Source organism: Blastococcus capsensis (assembly GCF_030165005.1).
In the GTDB taxonomy this organism is placed as follows: Bacteria; Actinomycetota; Actinomycetes; order Mycobacteriales; family Geodermatophilaceae; genus Blastococcus; species Blastococcus capsensis.
The window spans coordinates 85,173-104,419 of record NZ_JASNNW010000010.1 but is presented as its reverse complement, the minus strand read 5'-3'; the positions used below and the strand labels follow the sequence as shown (position 1 = coordinate 104,419).

At 74.1% G+C, this 19,247-nt stretch carries 17 protein-coding genes and 2 pseudogenes; 9 read left to right on the top strand and 10 right to left on the bottom strand.

The window, feature by feature from the left end:
* The first annotated feature begins 55 nt into the window (after nt 1-55).
* Nucleotides 56-1,462, top strand: coding sequence for a DUF2252 domain-containing protein (locus QOZ86_RS10485; RefSeq protein ID WP_284491905.1), 1,407 nt, complete (start codon nt 56-58; stop codon nt 1,460-1,462).
* Here the strand turns inward: QOZ86_RS10485 and QOZ86_RS10480 are convergent.
* The 3 genes and pseudogenes from QOZ86_RS10480 to QOZ86_RS10470 form a co-directional block, all read right to left on the bottom strand.
* On the bottom strand, nt 1,453-2,526 hold the full coding sequence (locus tag QOZ86_RS10480; RefSeq protein WP_284491904.1) for a YihY/virulence factor BrkB family protein: 1,074 nt from the start codon (nt 2,524-2,526) through the stop codon (nt 1,453-1,455). The two genes, QOZ86_RS10485 and QOZ86_RS10480, sit on opposite strands and share 10 nt — an antisense overlap.
* A gap of 24 nt (nt 2,527-2,550) precedes the next feature.
* Nucleotides 2,551-3,069: pseudogene (locus QOZ86_RS10475) on the bottom strand (UGSC family (seleno)protein).
* Nucleotides 3,066-4,466 carry a thioredoxin family protein gene (locus QOZ86_RS10470; RefSeq protein WP_284491903.1) on the bottom strand — a complete coding sequence of 467 codons (1,401 nt, stop codon included), beginning with the start codon at nt 4,464-4,466 and terminating at the stop codon, nt 3,066-3,068. The pseudogene QOZ86_RS10475 and the gene QOZ86_RS10470 overlap by 4 nt, the downstream one beginning before the upstream one ends.
* Before the next feature lie 110 nt (nt 4,467-4,576).
* Here QOZ86_RS10470 and QOZ86_RS10465 point away from each other — a divergent pair, with 110 nt between their 5' ends.
* Nucleotides 4,577-4,834: a hypothetical protein gene (locus QOZ86_RS10465; RefSeq protein WP_284491902.1), complete on the top strand. Its 258-nt coding sequence runs from the start codon at nt 4,577-4,579 to the stop codon at nt 4,832-4,834.
* Nucleotides 4,835-4,970: 136 nt separating this feature from the next.
* On the top strand, nt 4,971-6,461 hold the full coding sequence (locus QOZ86_RS10460; RefSeq protein ID WP_284491901.1) for a GGDEF domain-containing protein: 1,491 nt from the start codon (nt 4,971-4,973) through the stop codon (nt 6,459-6,461).
* Nucleotides 6,462-6,484: 23 nt separating this feature from the next.
* On the opposite strand, the gene QOZ86_RS10455 is transcribed toward QOZ86_RS10460, so the two are convergent.
* Together QOZ86_RS10455 and paaK are read right to left on the bottom strand one after the other, a co-directional pair.
* Nucleotides 6,485-7,129 carry a TetR/AcrR family transcriptional regulator gene (locus QOZ86_RS10455; RefSeq protein ID WP_284491900.1) on the bottom strand — a complete coding sequence of 215 codons (645 nt, stop codon included), beginning with the start codon at nt 7,127-7,129 and terminating at the stop codon, nt 6,485-6,487.
* 161 nt (nt 7,130-7,290) lie between these two features.
* Nucleotides 7,291-8,631 (bottom strand): phenylacetate--CoA ligase PaaK, encoded by a 1,341-nt coding sequence (gene paaK, locus QOZ86_RS10450; protein ID WP_284491899.1) that lies wholly within the window; start codon nt 8,629-8,631, stop codon nt 7,291-7,293.
* 123 nt (nt 8,632-8,754) lie between these two features.
* On the opposite strand from paaK, the gene paaA reads away from it, so the two are divergent.
* The 5 genes from paaA to paaE all read left to right on the top strand — a co-directional run bounded on the left by paaA (nt 8,755) and on the right by paaE (nt 12,867).
* Entirely contained in the window at nt 8,755-9,726 is a 972-nt protein-coding gene (gene paaA / locus QOZ86_RS10445; protein ID WP_284491898.1) for a 1,2-phenylacetyl-CoA epoxidase subunit PaaA, read from the top strand.
* 82 nt (nt 9,727-9,808) lie between these two features.
* Nucleotides 9,809-10,225 carry a 1,2-phenylacetyl-CoA epoxidase subunit PaaB gene (gene paaB / locus QOZ86_RS10440; protein ID WP_348637964.1) on the top strand — a complete coding sequence of 139 codons (417 nt, stop codon included), beginning with the start codon at nt 9,809-9,811 and terminating at the stop codon, nt 10,223-10,225.
* A 42-nt stretch (nt 10,226-10,267) separates the two neighbouring features.
* On the top strand, nt 10,268-11,179 hold the full coding sequence (gene paaC / locus QOZ86_RS10435) for a 1,2-phenylacetyl-CoA epoxidase subunit PaaC (RefSeq protein WP_284491897.1): 912 nt from the start codon (nt 10,268-10,270) through the stop codon (nt 11,177-11,179).
* A complete protein-coding gene (paaD, locus tag QOZ86_RS10430; protein WP_284491896.1) occupies nt 11,176-11,682 on the top strand; it encodes a 1,2-phenylacetyl-CoA epoxidase subunit PaaD in 507 nt (168 codons plus the stop codon). The genes paaC and paaD overlap by 4 nt, the downstream gene beginning before the upstream one ends.
* A 147-nt stretch (nt 11,683-11,829) precedes the next feature.
* Complete coding sequence (paaE, locus tag QOZ86_RS10425) at nt 11,830-12,867, top strand: 1,2-phenylacetyl-CoA epoxidase subunit PaaE (RefSeq protein WP_284491895.1); 1,038 nt, start codon at nt 11,830-11,832, stop codon at nt 12,865-12,867.
* A 21-nt stretch (nt 12,868-12,888) separates the two neighbouring features.
* Here the strand turns inward: paaE and QOZ86_RS10420 are convergent, their stop codons facing one another.
* Complete coding sequence (locus QOZ86_RS10420; RefSeq protein ID WP_284491894.1) at nt 12,889-13,917, bottom strand: ATP-dependent 6-phosphofructokinase; 1,029 nt, start codon at nt 13,915-13,917, stop codon at nt 12,889-12,891.
* A gap of 94 nt (nt 13,918-14,011) precedes the next feature.
* A complete protein-coding gene (locus QOZ86_RS10415; RefSeq protein ID WP_284491893.1) occupies nt 14,012-14,845 on the bottom strand; it encodes an acyl-CoA thioesterase in 834 nt (277 codons plus the stop codon).
* Between the two features lie 115 nt (nt 14,846-14,960).
* On the opposite strand from QOZ86_RS10415, the pseudogene QOZ86_RS10410 reads away from it, so the two are divergent.
* Nucleotides 14,961-15,386, top strand: a pseudogene (locus QOZ86_RS10410) (siderophore-interacting protein); the annotation flags it as partial.
* A gap of 4 nt (nt 15,387-15,390) precedes the next feature.
* Here QOZ86_RS10410 and QOZ86_RS10405 read toward each other — a convergent pair.
* The 3 genes from QOZ86_RS10405 to QOZ86_RS10395 are packed head-to-tail and all read right to left on the bottom strand — an operon-like array spanning nt 15,391 to nt 19,239.
* The gene (locus tag QOZ86_RS10405; RefSeq protein WP_284491892.1) at nt 15,391-16,899 is read right to left on the bottom strand and encodes a class I adenylate-forming enzyme family protein; all 1,509 of its coding nucleotides are present in this window, start codon (nt 16,897-16,899) and stop codon (nt 15,391-15,393) included.
* Nucleotides 16,900-16,927: 28 nt separating this feature from the next.
* Complete coding sequence (locus QOZ86_RS10400; protein WP_284491891.1) at nt 16,928-18,052, bottom strand: acyl-CoA dehydrogenase family protein; 1,125 nt, start codon at nt 18,050-18,052, stop codon at nt 16,928-16,930.
* Nucleotides 18,049-19,239: an acyl-CoA dehydrogenase family protein gene (locus QOZ86_RS10395; protein WP_284491890.1), complete on the bottom strand. Its 1,191-nt coding sequence runs from the start codon at nt 19,237-19,239 to the stop codon at nt 18,049-18,051. Before QOZ86_RS10395 ends, QOZ86_RS10400 begins: the two co-directional genes overlap by 4 nt.
* Nucleotides 19,240-19,247: the final 8 nt, after the last annotated feature.

Here is a 19,247-nt window from a genome sequence, read left to right as displayed (position 1 = left end):
AGCTGTCACGGAACCGTCGTGCCTGGCCGCCCCGGCGGCGGGTAGCCCGTGGACCATGGACTCCTCTCCCCGGCTCGCGACCACCACCCCCGCCGAGGGCCGCCAGCGGATCAGCTCACGGGTGGAGGCGTTCCGCACGCTCGCCGAGTCGCGGGCGGCCGGGCAGATGGTGCTGATCCCGCGCATGCTCGCCGGGAACGACCGCCGGGTCCACGTCCGGGAGACCGTGCGCGAGGACCACGAGACCCGCATCGCCAGCCACGACGTGGAGGCGCAGCAGAAGTTCGACAAGCTGGCCCGGTCGGTCTTCCACTTCTTCCGCGGCACCGCGCTGCTCTTCTACCGGGACCTGGCCGGCGAGGACGCCCGGATGCCCACGGTGCTCGCCCTGGGCGACGTCCACCCGGGCAACTTCGGGGTGATGCCCAGCGCGGACAACGTCCCGATCTTCGGGGTCAACGACTTCGACGACGCCTACTACGCCCCGTTCACCTGGGACCTCAAGCGCGGCGCCGTCGGCTTCCTGCTCGCCGCGGCGGAGAAGGGCGGCCACGGCCCGAAGAAGCAGCGGGCCATCGCCGGCCGCTTCCTCTCCGGCTACGTCGCCGCCATGACCTCGTACGCCGCCGAGGCCACCGAGGACGGCGAGCAGCTGCGGCTGGACAACGCCCCGCCGCTGGTCGCCGGCCTCATCGCCGGGGCCTTCGAGCTTCCCCGGTCCGACTGGCTGGCCGGCCTGCTGGACGACTCCCGCAGCGGATTCCGGGCGAACGAGGAAGTCGTCCCGGTGAGCAGCCGCCGCGCCGAGTTCCAGGAGATCATCGACCGGTTCGTCGCCGAGAACGAGGTGCCGGTTCCCGAGCGGGCCGGCCGGATGCGGGTGAAGGACGTCGCCGAGCGCAAGGGCGCGGGCACCGCCTCGCTGGGCCTGCCCCGCTTCTTCGTGCTCGTGGAGGGCCCCCGGGCGGACGGGACCGACGACCTCCTGCTGGAGTTCAAGCAGGCCCGGCGATCGGCCCTGCTCGGCCTGGTCCCGCTCACGGAGTACCAGCAGGACGGCATGGCCGACCGCATCCGCCACGCCCAGCGGGTGCACCTGGTCAACGGCGACGTCTTCTACGGCAGCGTGGACATCGACGGCCGCAGCTTCCTGGCCCGCGAACGGGCGCCGTTCCGGGACTCGATGAGCCTGGGCTCGCTGTCGGGCCGGGAGTGGAAGGACTACGCCGAGATCTGCGGCCGGGTGCTGGCGCACACCCACGCCATGTCCGACGACAGCGGCAACGTCGACTACGACGTCGAGCCCGCGATCCTCGACGCGATCGGCAGCCGGGACCTGTTCGTCGACGACGTCCTGCGGTTCGCCGAGGAGGCGGCCGCCCGGGTGCGCATGGACCACGAGCACTTCGTCGCCGACCACGCGCTGGGCGCCTTCCGGAGCGTCGACGTCGTCTACCGGTGACGGCCCCGCGGAGGGCGGTCGCCGTCGCTGTCCGCCTCGTCCTGCGCGACGTCCCCGGGGAAGCCCTCGGCGTCGGGTGGAGGTTCCCGCTCCTCCTTGCGGAACGTGGCCTCCACCCGCTGGAACCCCTTGTATCGCTCGCTCCGCGCGTAGCCGGTGTAGACCCGCACGTCGGCCGGGGTCAGCTCCACGTCATCGGTGAAGGGGGTCAACAGCGAGCGGGGGTACAGCCGCCGGTGCCGGACGACGTTGATCTCCGCGGCCAGGACGACGACGAGCGCCTGCAGGTAGATCCAGACGATCAGGCCGAGGATGACGCCGAAGACCCCGTAGACGTCGCTGGACCGCATCACGTACGTGCCGAAGTAGTAGGTGCCGAGCAGGTGCAGCAGCTCCCAGAGCACCGCGGCGATGACGGCGCCGACGGCGACGTTGCGCCAGCCCAGCCGGCGCGCGGTGAGCACCTGGTAGACGACCAGGAAGATGCCGACGTTGATCGCCAGGCTGGTCAGCGTGCCCGTGGCCGTGACGACCGGCTCCGGCACCGGCAGGGCGCCGGAGAACGTAGACACGAATGCGGTCAGCCCCGTCGATGCCACCGCGGCCAGGCCCAGGACCACGACGAGGAGCAGGCTGCGCAGCCGGGACAGCACGGGGTTGGGCTGGGCGAAGCGGGGCACGGCGTAGATGCGGTTGAGCGCCGCCTGGGCCGCCTGCATGACGCCCAGCCCACCGTAGAGGCTGCCCACGATGCCGATCACCAGGGCGGCTCCGCTTCCCCGGAAGCCGCCGATGTTCTCCACCAGCGCCGGGCCGAGGAGCGGGAAGTCGGACAGCGCGGACTCGAGGATCCGCTGCTGGAGGCCGGGATCGTCCTCCAGCAGGAAGCCGAGCGTGGAGGTCAGGATGAGCAGCAGCGGGAACAGCGAGACGAACCCGTAGTAGGTGATCAGCGCGGCCAGGTGCGGCCCGCGGTCGTCGACGAACTTGTAGACCACGGCCAGCGGGAAGGCCGCTGCGGGATGCCTGGCCTGGAACGCATCCAGCCGTGCCACGACCGGCATGCGTGCACCCTCCCTCGTCGGCGGCTACCCGCGCGTCGTCAGGGTAGCGAGCACCGCGGGGTAGGCCTGCTCGGCGACGGCCCGCAGTTCGGCGTCCGTCCGGTCCTGGACGGGGTGCGGGACGAGCACGCACGGCGCCGGGAAGCCCAACGCCGCGCCCTGCACCCGGGCCGCCTCGGCGAACGCCTCGCTGGCGAGGAAGACCCCGACCACGCCGCGGCGCTCGAGGTCTGCGATGTCGTGCACACTGCACGACGTGCACGAGCCCTAATCGGCCAGCGCCTCGATGACCACCTCGCACTGCTCGGCGATCTCGTGCCGCAGGTCCACCGGGGCGGTCCGGGCGAAGGTCGGCTTGCGGTAGCGGCGCACCACCGCGCCGTCCGCGGTCAGCAGCTCCTCGAGCCGGTCGAGGACGACGTCGCCACGCGCCTTGCTGATGTCGAGCAGGCCGACGCTGCGGCCCCGGAGCGACGCCGGACGGGGCAGCAGCTCCCGGGCCGACGTCCGCCGCTCGCCGGTGGGATCCAGGACGGTTCTCATGCGTTCACCTCTCTGGTCACCGGGGCGCTCCCGGTCTTCCCGGCCACCCAACCGCCGACGATCGCACTGAACAGCCCCGCGTCGCCGCCGGCGTGCGCCACCAGCAGGCCGCCGGGGCGGAACTTGGGCAGCTCGCTGCCGGCCAGGGCGGCCGCCGGCACACCCTCGGCCATGCCCCCGGCCCCGCGCACCAGCTCGTCGGCGGGGAGGGTGAGCAGGTCGTCGAGCTCGGCGAGCAGGCGGGCACGGTTCCAGCCGGCCTCGCGGAACACCCGGCCGTGCTCCGGCGAGACGACGAGCATGGCGTCGAACGCCATCGGCAGCTTGGGGTGGGCGTTGACGCGCAGGCAGGCCGCGAACGTGCGGGCGAGCGATCCGGGCTCGCGGCTGAGCTGGTCCACCACCGGCTGCACGCCCGACCCGGCGAAGACGGTCACCGCGTTCCCCGGCACCCCCCGGTCGGCGGCGAGCGGGGCGAACGGGCTGTCCTGCTCCCGCTCGGCGAAGCAGAAGGTGAACTTGCCGGGGTTGCCCAGCGTGGCCCGGTCCACCTCACCGGGGCGCCCGCCCCCGACGTTGCGCACAACCAGCTGGAGCGCCCGGCCGATCGTGGCGTTGGCGCGGTTGCCCTGCCCGAGCGCGTTGACCCCGCCGTTCATGCCGATCCGCTCGGCCACCGGCCCGTTCACCACCACGACCGGCCCGGAGAAGTACGTCGTCGCCAGCAGCCCGTGCAGCGCGAACTCCTCCGCGGACGCCGCCTCCAGCGCGGCCAGCACGACCGGCAGGTGCTCCGGCAGGCAGCCAGCCATCACCGCGTTGACGGCCACCTTCTCCACCGTGCACTCGACGAGATCCGGCGGCACGACCGCGACCACCTCGCACGGGTCACGGGTCGTCCCGCGCAGCATCCGCAGCACCCGTTCCGGCGTGGGCGGCACCACCGGCAGCCCGTCGGTCCAGCCGCGGTCGAACAGCGCCTCGTGCTCGTCCTCGAGGTCGGCCAGCTCCACCCGGCGGCTGGCCAGGCCGCTGCCGCCGTACCGCGCCTCCAGGGCGTCGAGCCGGAAGGGGTCCACCGACAGCGATCCGCAGCCGGGCCGGTGCTCGGGCAGCCCCTCTCCCAGGCCGGGCACCCCGGTGAGCTGCGCCCACTGCTCCCGGCTCCACCCGACCACGCGCGCCGTCTCCGCGCCGTCCGCCACGCGCAGGAGCGTGGGAACGGTCTCGATACCCAGGCGGTAGGACAGCTCCAGCTCGGTGTCGTCGCCCTCGAACCACCCGGCGTCGTCCTGGCACCACACGGCCGCGCCCAGCCGGCGCAGCACCGGCTCGACCAGCACGCAGGTCGGGCAGTCGCGTTTGACCACGGCGACGAGGCCGTCCGGAAGCCGCACGCCCGCGACCGTAGCCCAGTCGCCGGGCTCCGCGCGCATCCACCGACCGCCCACCGGCCGAAGACCCGCAGGGGCCCGACCGGGCCGCGTCACGCGCACGGGAGGGCCGCATGTTCCTGCTCGGGCTGGCCGTCCCCGCCTTCCTGGTCGTGCTGGTCGGTTACGTGGTGGGCCACGCGCTGTGGACCTGGATCGGTGGTCTGGTCGACGCCGCTGCCGGCTCCTCGCCGGCCTCCGGAGCCGAGGTGGCCGGCTGGCTCACCGGCGCCCTGCTGCTGGTGGGCGTGCTGGCCACCACGTGGGCGGTGCGGCGCCGCGCCGGACACCCACGCGCAGGTGGGCCAGCTCCGGATGTGCCGGAGGGCTGACCCGGTCCGGTGCCCGGCGAACCGGTCCGCGCGTGTCTCCCCCCGGCGAGGACGAGATTCCGCAGAACGTCCGGCGAGAGTTCTCAAGCTTCTCCTGCGCGGGCCGATGCCATGGCAACGGCCAGAGGAGGCATGGGTGTCGAGCGATACCAGGGAGAAGCCCACGACGGGGCGCCGCAACAGGGGCGCACTGGTGGTGTCCGGCCTGCTGGTCGGGGTCATGGGCGTGCTCGGCCTCGTCTCCACGCATCAGGCCGGCGACCTCGCCATCGAGCAGCACCGGGAGGACCGGACCGACCAGGCCGAGGTGCTCGGCCAGCTGAGCGCGCAGCGGGTGCGGGACGGTTTCGTGCAGCTGGCCGCGGTCCTGGCGGTGCAGAACCAGGCCGGCGTCGCCCCCTTCGGCGCCGTGCCCGGCGACGGGCCGGAGGCGCAGCGGGACGCAGCGCGCATCCAGAGGATCGTCGACACCTCGGCCGGCGCCATGGACCTCGGCGCCGCCGTCTTCAACGCCCGGGGCCAGATCGTCGCCTCCTACTCGCCGACCGGCGCATCCGCCTCGCCCGCCGATCCGGGGTTCCGGCCGCTGGTCGCGGCGGCCGCCGATCCGGGCGCCGGCCAGGTACCGCTGTCCGGGATCGTCACCATCGGCGACGAGCCCGCCCTCGCGCTGGGCGCGCCGGCGCAGCTGTCCGACGGCAGCTGGGGTCTGTTCGTCTGCTTCTGGTCGGCCCGGAACACCACCACGGAGTTCTTCACCGCCGGTGAGGGCGAGGGGTGGATCGTCGACGCCGAGGGCCTCGTCGTCGGAGCGCCGGAGCCGGAGCTGATCGGCACCGAGCTGCCCTACCCCGCGGCGCTCGAGGCGGTGCGCGCGGGCGGGGACAACGGCATCGTGGACACCTCCGAAGGCGGGACCGACCACGTCAGCGCCTGGCAGCACATCGACGGCACCACCTGGACCGTCATGAACGTGCAGACCCGGGACGCCTTCCAGGGGCACCTGGAACGCGCGAGCCTGCGCACGGAGCTGCTCGTGCTGGGCATGCTGCTGATGACCGGCACGACGCTCGTCGTGATGGGCCGCCGCCGCGAGCGGGCCATGGCCGTCATCGCCTCGACCGACGAGCTCACGAAGATCCACAACCGGCGTGGCTGGTTCGAGCTGGCCGAGCAGGAACTCGTCCGCGCCGCCCGGACCGGCGAGACCCGCCTCGCCGTCTTCCTCGACCTCGACGGGCTCAAGCAGGTCAACGACGTCCTGGGTCACGAGGAGGGCGACCGCGCCATCGCGTCGGCCGCAGCGGTCCTGCGGGCGGCGTGCCGGTCGGGAGACGTCCTCGGCCGCCTCGGCGGGGACGAGTTCGTCGTCCTCCTCGGGAACGGCGCGGACGCCAGCGAGGCGCGCCGGCGGGTGCACGAGGCCCTCGACAGCTTCAACGCCGGGTCGAGCGCCGCCTTCCAGCTGCGCTTCTCCATCGGCGCAGAGCTCTGGCACCCGGAGCGGCCGTGCTCGGTCGACGACCTGGTGCGGCGCGCCGACGAGCGCATGTACGCCGACAAGCAGTCCCGCACCGACCGCTACGACAACCTCATCCGGGTGCCGGCGAAGGTCCCGGTCGGCTGACCGGTGCCCTCCGGTGGGTACGGTCAGCCGCGCCGGGGGCGGGCCACGCCGCGCAGCCCGTCGAACATGGTGGCGACCAGCGCGTCCGCCACGGCCGTCGCGTCGAGCCCGCCCTCGGGGCGGTACCACTCGGTGAGCGAGTTGACCGCGCCGAACAGCAGCCGGCTGGTGACGGCGGGGTCGACGTCGGGCCGGACGTCGCCCTGCTCCTCCGCGGCGCGCACCAGCCCGGTGACCAGCCGGTCGAACTCGCGCCGCCGCGCCAGCGCCTCCTGCTCGACCGGCGAGTTGCCGCGCACCCGCAGCAGCAGGGTCACGAACGGCAGTTCCCGGGTGAGCACCCGCACCGAGCCGCGGACGACGTGCTCCAGCCGTTCGATCGCCGGCCCGCCGGTGGCGCCCGGCTCCCTGGTGACCGCGAACAGGGCGTCGAGGGCCCGGTCGAGGGCCAGCCGCAGCAGCTCCCCCTTGCCCGGCACGTGGTGGTAGATCGCGGACTTGGTGACGCCGAGCCGGGTCGCCAGGTCCTCCATGGTGGTGGCGTCGTAGCCCCGCTCGTTGAACACCGCGACGGCGACCCCGAGCAGCGAGTCCAGCGAGTGGCCCGGACGGCCCCGCCGGGCCGGGCCGGCGTTCCCGGGCGGCGTCATGCGCGCTCGCGGTGCCATCGGCTCGCTCCCGCGGGGCGCTCCGCTCCTCGCTCGGGCGTCCAGGCCGCCTCCGCGGTCGGTCCGCTCCTCGCTCGTTCCGCGCTGCGATGCTCCCTCCCTGTCGGCGACCGCCTCGCTGCGATGCTCCCTCCCTGTCGGCGGCCGCCTCGCTGCGATGCTCACGCCCCTGTCCGCTCACGGTTGTCGGTGAGCCGCTTGAGCTTGCCCAGCGAGCGCTCCAGGGTCTCCGGGTCGACGACGAGCACCTCGACGCTGGTGCCGACGCCGTCCTTGACCGCCCGCGCCACCTCGGCGGCGGCGGCCGGACGACGCTGCGCCGGGCAGTCGGGCCGCGCCTCCACCCGGACGGTGAGGTGGTCCATCCGACCGCGGGTGCTGAGCTCCAGGGCGAAGTGCGGCGAGAGGCCGGGGGTGCGCAGCACCACCTCCTCGATCTGGGTCGGGAAGAGGTTCACCCCGCGCAGGATGATCATGTCGTCGGTGCGGCCGGTGATCTTCTCCATCCGGCGCATGCCGGGGCGGGCGGTACCCGGCAGCAGCCGGGTCAGGTCCCGGGTGCGGTAGCGGACGACCGGCATCGCCTCCTTGGTCAGCGAGGTGAACACGAGCTCGCCCTGCTCGCCGTCCGGCAGCACCTCGCCGGTCGCCGGGTCGATGACCTCCGGGTAGAAGTGGTCCTCCCAGACGTGCAGGCCGTCCTTGGTCTCCACGCACTCCTGGGACACCCCCGGGCCCATGACCTCGGACAGGCCGTAGATGTCGACGGCATGGATGTCCAACCGCTGCTCGATCTCGCGGCGCATCTGCTCGGTCCAGGGCTCCGCGCCGAGGATGCCGATCTCCAGGCTGGAGGCCCGCGGGTCCAGGCCCTGCTGCTCGAACTCGTCGAGGACGGTGAGCAGGTAGGACGGCGTCACCATGATGATCCGCGGCGCGAAGTCGGTGATCAGCTGGACCTGGCGCGGGGTCATGCCCCCGGAGACGGGGACGACCGTGCAGCCGAGCCTCTCCCCGCCGTAGTGGGCACCGAGGCCGCCGGTGAACAGGCCGTACCCGTAGGCGTTGTGCAGCCGGTCGCCGGCGCGGCCACCCGCGGCCCGGATGGAGCGGGCCATCAGGGCGGCCCACGTGTCCAGGTCGCGCTCGGTGTACCCGACCACCGTGGGGCGACCGGTGGTGCCCGACGAGGCGTGCACGCGGCGCACCTGGTCTTGGGCGACCGCGAACATGCCGAAGGGGTAGTTCTCGCGGAGGTCGGCCTTGCCGGTGGTGGGGAACGCGGCGAGGTCGGACAGCTCCCGGCAGTCGTCGGGGTGCACCCCGGCCGCGTCGAAGGCCCGCCGGTGGTGCGGCACGTTGTCGTAGGCGTGCCGCAGGGTCCACCGCAGCCGCTCGAGCTGCCGGGCGCGCAGCTCGTCGACCGACATCCGCTCGGCGGGGTCCAGGAGGGCGGGGTCGGGCGCGGACCCGAGCCGGCGGGTGCTGTCGGTCGTCGTCATCCTCGGCCGTCCCCTCGGACGTCGGCCCGGGCCGGTCGGCCGGAGCGCTTGTGCGGTGCCGTGTCGCGGGTCACACTATTACCGACCGCCCGGTCGGTAAATGCCGCCCACTGGAGGAGTCCGATGTCCGCGCCCGCCCTGGAACGGCCCCCCGCAGGCGGCCCCCTCGATCCCCCCGCGCTGCAGCGCCGGTTCGACGCCACCATCGCCGCCGGCCAGCGGATCGAGCCGCGCGACTGGATGCCCGAGGGCTACCGGAGGACGCTGATCCGGCAGGTCGCCCAGCACGCCCACTCCGAGATCATCGGCATGCAGCCCGAGGGGGACTGGCTGCTGGCCGCGCCCAGCCTGCGCCGCAAGGCGATCCTGCTGGCCAAGGTGCAGGACGAGGCCGGGCACGGGATGTACCTGTACGCGGCAGCCGAGACCCTCGGCGCGGACCGCGCCGACCTGACCGACAAGCTGATCGAGGGCCGGCAGAAGTACAGCTCGATCTTCAACTACCCGACCCTGAGCTACGCCGACGTCGGCGTCATCGGCTGGCTGGTCGACGGCGCCGCCATCTGCAACCAGGTGCCGCTGTGCCGCTCCTCCTACGGGCCCTACGCCCGGGCGATGATCCGGATCTGCAAGGAGGAGTCCTTCCACCAGCGGCAGGGCTACGAGCTGCTCATGACGATGATGCGCGGCACCGACGAGCAGCGGGCGATGGTGCAGGACGCCGTGGACCGGTGGTGGTGGCCCTCGCTGATGATGTTCGGCCCGCCCGACGACGACAGCCCCAACTCCGCGCAGTCCATGGCCTGGGGCATCAAGCGGCACAGCAACGACGAGCTGCGCCAGCGCTACGTGGACATGTCGGTCCCGCAGGCGGAGTTCCTCGGCGTCACGCTGCCCGACCCGGAGATCGCGTGGGACGCCGAGCGCGGGCACTACCGGTTCGGCCGGATCGACTGGGCCGAGTTCAAGCGGGTGATCAGCGGCGACGGCCCGGCCAACACCGAGCGGATCGCCCGCCGGCGGACCGCCCGCGACGACAACGCGTGGGTCATCGAGGCGGCGACCGCGTACGCCGCGAAGGCGACGCGCGAGTGAGCATCGCAGCGAGGAACGAGCGAGGAGCGGAGCGAGTGCCGAGACGAGCCTTGAACGCCCGCAAGCACCGCGGGACCGCGGCATGACCGGCCTCACCGCCGAGGGCGGCCACGGCGCCAAAAACACCCCGTCCCCCCCACCCCTCGGAGAAGGACCCCGTCCTCCTCACCGCTCGCAGGCTCGCGGCGAGCCTCCGGACGGGGCCGGCCCTGGACGGGGCCGGGACTGGCCGCTCTACGAGGTGTTCGTCCGCGGCAAGCGGGGGCTCAACCACGTGCACGTCGGCTCGCTGCACGCCCCGGACGACGAGATGGCCGTGCATGCAGCCCGCGACGTCTACACCCGCCGCAACGAGGGCGTGAGCATCTGGGTGGTCCAGGCGGCCGACATCACCGCCTCCAGCCCCGACGAGAAGGACCCGATGTTCGCGCCGAGCGGCGACAAGGTCTACCGGCACCCCACCTTCTACGAGATCCCCGACGCCGTTCCCCACATGTAGGACCCGGCGGCCGGTCACTCAGCGACGGAAGGAACTGTTGGTATGGGGGACGAGGAGACCGTCTACGACGCGCTGGACTCCGCTCACGACGGCGACGGGCACTGGGCGTTCGGCACCGGGTTCGACGAGCCGCTGGCGGGGGTGGACACCACCGTTCCCGAGGGCATCGACGCGGGCGACCTCGGCGCGTACTGCCTCATGCTGGGTGACGACGCCCTGGTGCTGGCCCAGCGGCTGACGCAGTGGGTGACCAGCTCCCCGGAGCTGGAGGAGGAGGTGGCGGTCGCCAACGTCGCGCTCGACCTGCTCGGTCAGGCCCGGCTGCTGCTGGCCCGCGCCGGTTCGGTCGGCGTGCTGGGTCGCAGCCGCGACCACGCGACCGCGAGCGTCCCCGACGAGGACGCGCTGGCCTACTTCCGCGATCCGGACGAGTTCCGCAACACCGGCCTGGTCGAGGCGCCGAACGGCGACTTCGCGCAGACGATGGTCCGGCTCCTGGTCGCCGCCACGGTCCGGCTGGCGGTGTTCGCCCGGCTCCGCGAGTCCCGCGACCCGGTGCTGGCCGCGATCGCCGCCAAGGGCGTCCACGAGCTCACCTACCACCGCGACCACGCCGCCCGCTGGGTGCTCCGCCTGGGCGACGGCACGGCGGAGTCCCACCGCCGGGCGCAGGACGGGGTCGACGCCGTGTGGCCGGTGCTGGCCGATCTCTTCACCGCTACCGCCGTCGAACAGCGGCTCACCGCCGCCGGCGTCGCCGTCGACCCGGCCGACGTCCGCGACGAGGTGCGTGACGTGCTGAGAACCGTGCTCGACCGGGCCACGCTCCAGCTGCCGGCCTGGCCGGCGGACGTGCCGCCGCGCGGCCGCACCGGTGGGCACGGCCCCGAGCTCGCCGAGCTGCTGGCCGCCCTGCAGGGCTTGGCCCGGGCGCATCCGGCAGCCACGTGGTGACCGCCGGGCGGGCGGATCCCCGCGCCGTCGCCGAGGCGGTCACCGACCCCGAGCTGCCCCTGGTCACCCTCGCCGATCTCGGCGTGCTGCGGGACGTACGCACCGAGGGGGACGGCACGGTCGTCGTCGAGATCACCCCGACCTACAGCGGCTGCCCCGCGATGGGCGTCATGCGCGCCGATCTGGTGCACGCGCTGCACAGCGCGGGCTTCCCCGACGTGGAGGTCCGGACCGTCCTCTCCCCCGCCTGGACCACGGACTGGATCTCCGATGCCGGGCGCCGCAAGCTGGCCGCCGGCGGGATCGCCCCACCGGGCGCCGCGCCGGTCCGCATGGACGGCCCGGTGCCGCTGCAGCTGGGACCGTCCCGGCGCACCGCAACCTGTCCGCTGTGCGGCTCGCCCGACACCGAGGAGCTGAGCGAGTTCAGCGCGACCGCCTGCAAGGCGCTGCGCCGGTGCCGGAGCTGCCGGGAGCCCTTCGAGCACGTCAAGGAGGTCTGAGTGGCGCGACAGGGAGCGAGCATCGCAACCGGGTACCCGGAGCCGACAGGGAGCGCGCATCGCAGCGAGCGAGGAGCGGAACGACCGCGGAGCGACACCGGGCAGGACAGGACTGCGTCCACCCGCAGGCGGCCGCGGTTCCACGCGTTGACCGTCGCCCACGTCGAGCAGCTGACCGACGACGCGGTTGCGATCACCTTCGACGTCCCCGAGGAGCTGGCCGTGGACTACGCGTTCCGGCCTGGCCAGGCCCTCACCCTGCGCCGGGTCGACGGCGACCGCGACGAGCGCCGCTCGTACTCGATCTGCGCACCGGTCGGCGCCCCGCCGCGGGTGGGCGTCCGCGAGGTGCCGGGCGGCTTCTTCTCCTCCTACCTGGTGCACGAGGTCAGGGCCGGCGACCGGATCGAAGTGCTGCCACCGTCGGGCACCTTCACCGCGGACCTGTCCGTGCCCGCCGACCACGTCTTCGTCGTCGCCGGCTCCGGGATCACCCCGGCGCTGTCCCTGGCCGCCAGCGCGCTGTGCGACGGACGGTCGACGGTCACCGTCTTCTACGGCAACCGGCGCACGAACACGGTGATGTTCGCCGACGAGCTGGCCGACCTGAAGGACGCCTACGGGCCACGGTTCCAGCTGGTGCACGTGCTCTCCCGGGAGCCCCGGGACGCGGAGGTCACCAGCGGGCGGCTCGACGGCCCCCGGCTGCGCGTCCTCGTCGAGAACCTGGTCGACGTCGAGCACGTCGACCACTGGTGGCTGTGCGGGCCGCACGGCATGGTCGGCGACGCCCGGGAGCTGCTGGCCGGGCTGCGCGTGCCGGCGGAACGGGTGCACCAGGAGCTCTTCTACGTCGACGACGTCCCGCCGCAGCCGGTGCGCGGGGACCAGGAGGTGGTCTCGGGGCCCAGCAGCGAGGTGACGGTCGTCCTCGACGGCCGCACGACGATGCTGGCCCTCCCCCGCGACGTGCCGGTGCTCGACTCGGCGCAGCGGATCCGCGGCGACCTGCCCTTCGCCTGCAAGGGCGGGGTGTGCGGCACCTGCCGCGCGCGGGTCACCGGGGGCCGGGTGGAGATGCGGCGGAACTACGCCCTGGAGGCCGAGGAGGTCGAGGCGGGGTACGTGCTCACCTGCCAGAGCCTGCCGCTGTCCGACACCGTGCGGGTCGACTTCGACGCCTGAGCCGCCCGGCCCGCGGCCGGCTCAGCCGGTGAAGGCGCGGGTCTCGGCGAGCCGGGCGGGGGTCACGGTCTTGAGCCGGGCGACGGCGCGCGCCAGCGGGACCAGCTCGATCTCCGTGCCGCGCAGGGCCACCATCTGGCCGTGGTGCCCCTCGTGCGCGGCGACGGTGGCGTGCAGGCCGAAGCGGGTGGCCAGGACCCGGTCGAACGACGTCGGCGTCCCGCCGCGCTGGACGTGCCCGAGCACCGTCGCCCGCACCTCCTTGCCGGTGCGCCGCTCCAGCTCCTCCCCCAGCTGCTGGGCCACGCCGGTGAACCGGCGGTGGCCGAACTCGTCGATGCCGCCCTCCCGGAACGCCATCGTCCCGGGCAGGGGCATCGCACCCTCGGCGACGACCCCGATGACGTGCGAGTCGCCGCGCGCGAACCGTCCGCAGACCAGCCGGACGACGTCGTCGACGTCGAACGGCTCCTCGGGCACCAGGGTCAGGTGCGCGCCGGCGGCCAGCCCGGCGTGCAGCGCGATCCACCCGGCGTGCCGGCCCATCACCTCCACCAGCAGCACCCGCTGGTGGGACTCCGCGGTCGTGTGCAGCCGGTCGATGAGCTCGGTGGCGATGCTGACCGCGGTGTCGAACCCGAAGGTCAGATCGGTGCCGTCGATGTCGTTGTCGATGGTCTTGGGGATGCCCACCACCGGGACGCCGGCCTCGGACAGCACGTGGGCCGCGGTGAGGGTGCCCTCCCCGCCGATCGGGATCAGCACGTCGATGCCGTGCTCGTCGAGGGTGGCCCGCATCTCGGCGATGCCGGCGCGCAGCTTCTCGGGCGCGACGCGGGCCGAGCCCAGCGTCGTCCCCCCACGGGTCAGCAGGCCGTCGACGGCGGCGACGTCCAGCGCCGTGGACCGGTTCTCCAGCAGCCCCCGCCAGCCGTCGCGGAAGCCGATGACCTCGCTGCCGTAGTGGACACCCGCGGTGCGGACCACCGATCTGATGACCGCGTTGAGGCCGGGGCAGTCGCCGCCTCCGGTCAGGACTCCGATGCGCACCGGCTGGCTCCTCGCGGTCGTGGGCCGGGACGCGACCGACCATACGTCATGACGTCTCGACGACTCGGCGCCGCGCGCGACACGCGGCCCGCTGTCAGCGTCCCGGACGGAACGGGTTCCGGCCCGGCCGGAACAATGTCTCCTGCGTGAAGCTCGCCGCCAGGACACCGCTCGGGGTGGCGAGCGAACCGGTGTACCAGCCGCGCCCCCCGGAGACGGTCCGCGGGACCATGTCCATGAGCACCCAGTCGTCCAGTCGGGCCGGCCGGTGGAACCACAGTGCGTGATCCAGCGTCGGGCCGGGGCTCGCCTCGTCCTCGGGCAGCGCGGACAGCCCCGTCCCGATGTCGGACAGGTAGGTGAGCACGCAGGCGTGCACCAGCGCCTCCTCCGGCAGCGGCACGGTCGCCCGCGCCCAGAACCGGGTCGGGAAGTGCCCCTCGTACGGCTGCGACGGACGGCGGCTCTCCATGGAGAACAGCCGCGGCAGCGCCAGCGCCGGCAGCGTCTCGGGCGGCTCCACCCGGGGTGTCTCCTGCACCTGCACGTCGGGGCCGGGTGTGGGCACCTGGAAGGAGGCCGACATGCTGAAGACGACCTCCCCGCCCTGGATGGCGACGACCCGCCGCGCCGAGAACGACCCGCCGTCCCGGTCCCGGTCGACCCGGAAGATCGTCGGCCGGGCGGCGTCCCCGCTGCGCAGGAAGTACCCGTGCAGCGAGTGCGGCGGGCGGTCGGCGCCGACGGTCCGGCCGGCGGCGTACAGCGCCTGGGCGGCGACCTGGCCGCCGTACAACGGGAACGGGTCGGCGAACAGCAGGGTGCTGCGGTAGAGATCGCGGTCGATCTCCTCCAGCGCCAGCACGTCGAGCACCGTCGGCCCGGCGGCCGATCGGTCCCCGGCGGCAGCAGCAGCGACGGTCTCCACCTCCGGACCATAACCGGGCGCCGGGAGGTCACCTCTGTACCGTCGCCGGTCGTGACGAGCCAGCCAGCCCCGACCGGGCGACGGCCGGCCGCCCCGGCCGGACGCCGACTGGCACCCGCTGGCCGGCGACGGGTCCGCGCTGCCCGCGATCACGGCCACGCTCGGCCGGCTCCCGCCCGGCGCACGGGCGATGGTGTTCGTCGAGGTGGCCGGCCCGGTCGAGGAGCAGGACGACCTCGCCGTCGGGCCGGGCGTCGAGCTGCGCTGGCTGCACCGCGGCGACACCGAGCCCGGCACGGCCCTGGTCGCCGCCGTGCGGGAAGTTCCGCTGCCGGCCGGTTCCGGGCACGTGTTCGTGCACGGTGAGGCGCACGCCGTCCGGGAGCTGCGCCGGCACCTGCGGGCGGAGCGCGGGCTGGACCCGGCGTGGACGTCGGTCTCCGGCTACTGGCGTCGCGGGGACACCGAGGACCGCTGGCAGGCGACCAAGCGGGAGTGGAACGCCGCCCTCGAGGCCGAGGACACCGGCCGCGCGCGCTGAACCCTCACGACCGGTGCCGCGCCCGCAGCGCCTTGCGGTCGATCTTGGCGACGGCGGTCAGCGGGATGGCGTCGACCACGTGGACCTCGCGGGGGTACTTCGCGGCGCTCACGTGCCGCCGCGCGTGCTCGACGACGTCGGCCGGCTGCAGCGCGGACCCCGGGACGAGTGTCACGTAGGCGACCACCTCCTCCCCCACCCGCGGATCGGGACGGCCGACGACGGCCGCCGCGGAGATCTCCGGATGGGCCACCAGCGCGTCCTCGACGTCCCGCGGGTACACGTTGAACCCGTTGCGGATGACGACGTCCTTGAGCCGGTCGACCACGTACAGGTAGCCGTCCTCGTCGAAGGTGCCGACGTCACCGGTGTGGAACCAGCCGTCGCGCACCGCCTCCGCCGTGGCCTCCGGAGACCGCCAGTACCCCTGCATCAGCACCGGTCCCCGCACCCGGATCTCCCCGTGCACGCCCGGCGGGACCGTCCGCCCCGCCTCGTCCACCACCTCCACCTCCGCGCCGGCGACCGGTTTGCCCACCGAGCCGAGCCGGCGTGCGCCGGCCGGCTGGGCGGAGATCAGCGAGCTGGTCTCCGTGCATCCGTAGCCCTCCCGCACCTCGGCCGAGGGCACCCGCCGCTCGAACTCCCGGGCCACCTCCCGGGGCAGGGGGGCACCCCCGCTGCTGACCAGCTGCAGCGAGGACAGGTCGTGCTGCTCCAGCGGCTGCTCGAGCAGGCGCTGGAACATCGACGGGACGAACGCCGTCTGCTGGACGCGGTGCTGCTCGACCAGCGCGAGGAACCCGGCCGGGTCGAACCAGCGCATGACGACGCTGCGCCGGATCTCCGGCATGTGGTAGCCCGCCACGGACATCAGCAGCCCGTAGACGTGCGCCATCGGCAGGCACAGGAGGCCCACGACGACGTCCGGCTGGGCGGCGGCGGCCAGCGCCGCGCCCGAGGCGTCCAGCCCTCCGTGGGAGAGCGCCACCCCCTTGCTCCGCCCCGTCGTCCCGCCGGTGTAGAGCAGCACCGCCAGATCCTCGGGACCGCGCGGGACGATGCCGAGCTCGGCGGCGGACTCGAGTTCCCCGAGCGCGAGGGTGCGCCCGTCACCGCCCCCGACGACGACCACCGGCAGGTCGTCGGCCACCCCGGTGACCTTGGCCGCGAACTCGGGCGTCGTCACCACCGCCACCGCGCCGGAGTCGCGCAGGACGTGCCGGAGCTCGTCGTCGCTGAGCAGGAACATCGCCGGGGTCACCACGGCGCCGGCCCGCCAGAGGGCGGCCGAGACGATCATCACCTCCGGGCAGTTCGCCATGAACAGCACCACCCGGTCTCCCGGGCGCACGCCCAGCCGGGCGAAGCCCCCGGCGGTCCGGCGGGCCCGAGCGGCGAGCTCCTCTGCGCGGTGCCAGCGGCCCTCGAACCACAGCTGGTCGTGGTCGCCCAGCCGCTCGAGGCGCTGTTCGGCACGCTGGGTCAGCGACACCGGGGTGCTGCTGGTCATGTCGTCCCTTCCTGGCGGGTCGCCGGCGTCACGGGGCGGCCGGTGCGGGCAGGTCCAGCAGGTCGGCCAACCGGGCACGGTGGGTCCCGGGCGTGCCGAAGGCGAGCTGGTCGGCCTTGGCGCGCTTCAGGTACAGGTGCGCCGGGTGCTCCCAGGTCATGCCGATCCCACCGTGCAGCTGGACGGCCTCCTCGGCCGCCCGCACGGCGACGTCGCCGCACCAGGCCTGGGCCACGGCGGTGGCCACCGTGCGGTCCGGGTCGTCCTCGGCGACGGTCACCGCGGCGTAGCGGGCCGCCGCGGCCGCCTGCTCCACGGCGACGAAGAGGTCGGCCAGCCGGTGCTTGAGGGCCTGGAACCCGCCGACCACCCGACCGAACTGCCGGCGGTCCTGGAGGTAGCCGACGGTCGTGGTCAGGCACCACTGCGCGACCCCGGACTGCTCCGACGCCAGCAGCGCGGCACCGACCTCGAGGCCGGAGCGGACCGCGGCGTCGCCCGCTTCCGCACCGAGCACCCGCTCGCCGGCCGCTCCGTCGAGCACCACGTCGGCGAGCTGACGGCTCATGTCCAGGGAGATCACCGGGTCGATCCGCGCGTCACCGGCCGGCACGGCGTGCACGCTGGTGCCGTCGGGGCCGGCGACCGGCACGAGCAGCACGTCGGCCTCGAGGGCACCGGCGATCCCGCGCACCTGCCCGGCCGGCCTTCCGGACCCGTCGACGGCGAATCCGGGCAGGCGGCCGCCGGGGGCGGTGCCCAGCGGCACGAGCAGCGCTGCGGTCCGCTCGCCGGCGGCCAGGGCGGCCAGGAGGCCGGCACCGGCACCACCGGGCCCGGCCGCCGAGAGCACCGTGGTGGCCACGACGCTGCTGGTCAGGAACGGCACCGGCGCCACGGCCCGGCCCAGCTCCTCCAGGACGACGGCGGCCTCGCGGGCCGACGCCCCGGCCCCGCCGCGTTCCTCCGGGACCAGCAGCCCGGCCAGGCCGAGGTCGGTGGCCAGCGCCCGCCACAGCGGCGCGATCGACGACCGGTCGCCGTCGTAGACCGGCACCACCGCCGAGGGCGGGCACCGGTCGGCGAGCAGTTCGCGGACGCTCGCGCGCAGGTCGTCCTCGACGTCGGTGGGCAGCAGGTCGAGGTCGCTCATCGGGGCAGGTCCTTCCAGGGCAGGTCCTTGTCGACCCGTGGCTCCGGTGGCAGGCCGAGCACCCGCTCGGCCAGGACGTTGCGCAGGATCTCCGAGGTGCCGCCCTCGATGGAGTTGCCCTTGGCCCGCAGGTAGCGGTAGCCGGCGTCGCGTCCGGTGAAGTCCACCCGCTCGGGGCGCACGAGAGTCCAGTCCGAGTAGCGCAGGCCCTCGTCCCCGAGCAGCTCGAGCTCCAGCCCGCTGGTTTCCTGCGCGATGCGGGCGAAGGCCAGCTTCATGCCCGCACCCTCCGGCCCGGGCTGGCCCACGGCCAGCTTCTGCGCCAGCCGCTTCCCGGTGAGCCGGGTGACCTCGGCCTCCACCCACAGCCGGAGCAGCCGCTGGTGGGCGTCCGCGGTGCGCAGCTCGGGCCGCTGCCGCCAGGTGCGGGACAGCACGCCGACCATCCCGCCCTCGCGGGCGGCGCCGCCGCCGATGGCGACCCGCTCGCTGTTGAGGGTGGCGGTGGCGACCCGCCAGCCCTCGCCCTCCGCGCCGAGGCGGTGGTCGTCGGGGATGTGCACATCGGTGAGGAAGACCTCGTTGAACTCCGCCTCGCCGGTGATCTGGCGCAGCGGCCGCACGTCGACGCCGGGCGCGGCCATGTCGCACAGGAAGTAGGTCAGCCCGGCGTGCTTCGCGACGTCCGGGTCGGTGCGCGCCACCAGGATCGCGAAGCGGGCCTTGTGCGCCCCCGAGGTCCACACCTTCTGCCCGTTGACGATCCACTCACCGCCCTCCCGCACGGCGCGGGTGCTGACGGCGGCGAGGTCGGACCCGGCGCCCGGCTCGCTGAACAGCTGGCACCACAGCTCCTCCCCCGTCCACAGCGGCCGGAGGAAGCGGCGCTGCTGCTCCTCGGTGCCGAACGCGAGGATCGTCGGCGCCGCCATGCCCAGGCCGATCCCGTTGGCCCGGGGGTCGTTGTCGGGCGCGCCGGCCCGGGCGAGCTCCTCCTCCACCTGGGCCTGGAGGCTCCGGGGCAGCCCCAGCCCGCCGGAACCGGGCGGGAAGTGCACCCACGCCAGCCCGGCGTCGTACCGGGCACGGAGGAACTCCAGCCGGTCGGTGCCGGCCGGCGGGTGCTCGGCCAGGAAGTCCGCGACCCGCTGCCGCAGCTCCCCGGGAGTGGTCGGTCCGTCGCTCATCGGTGCTC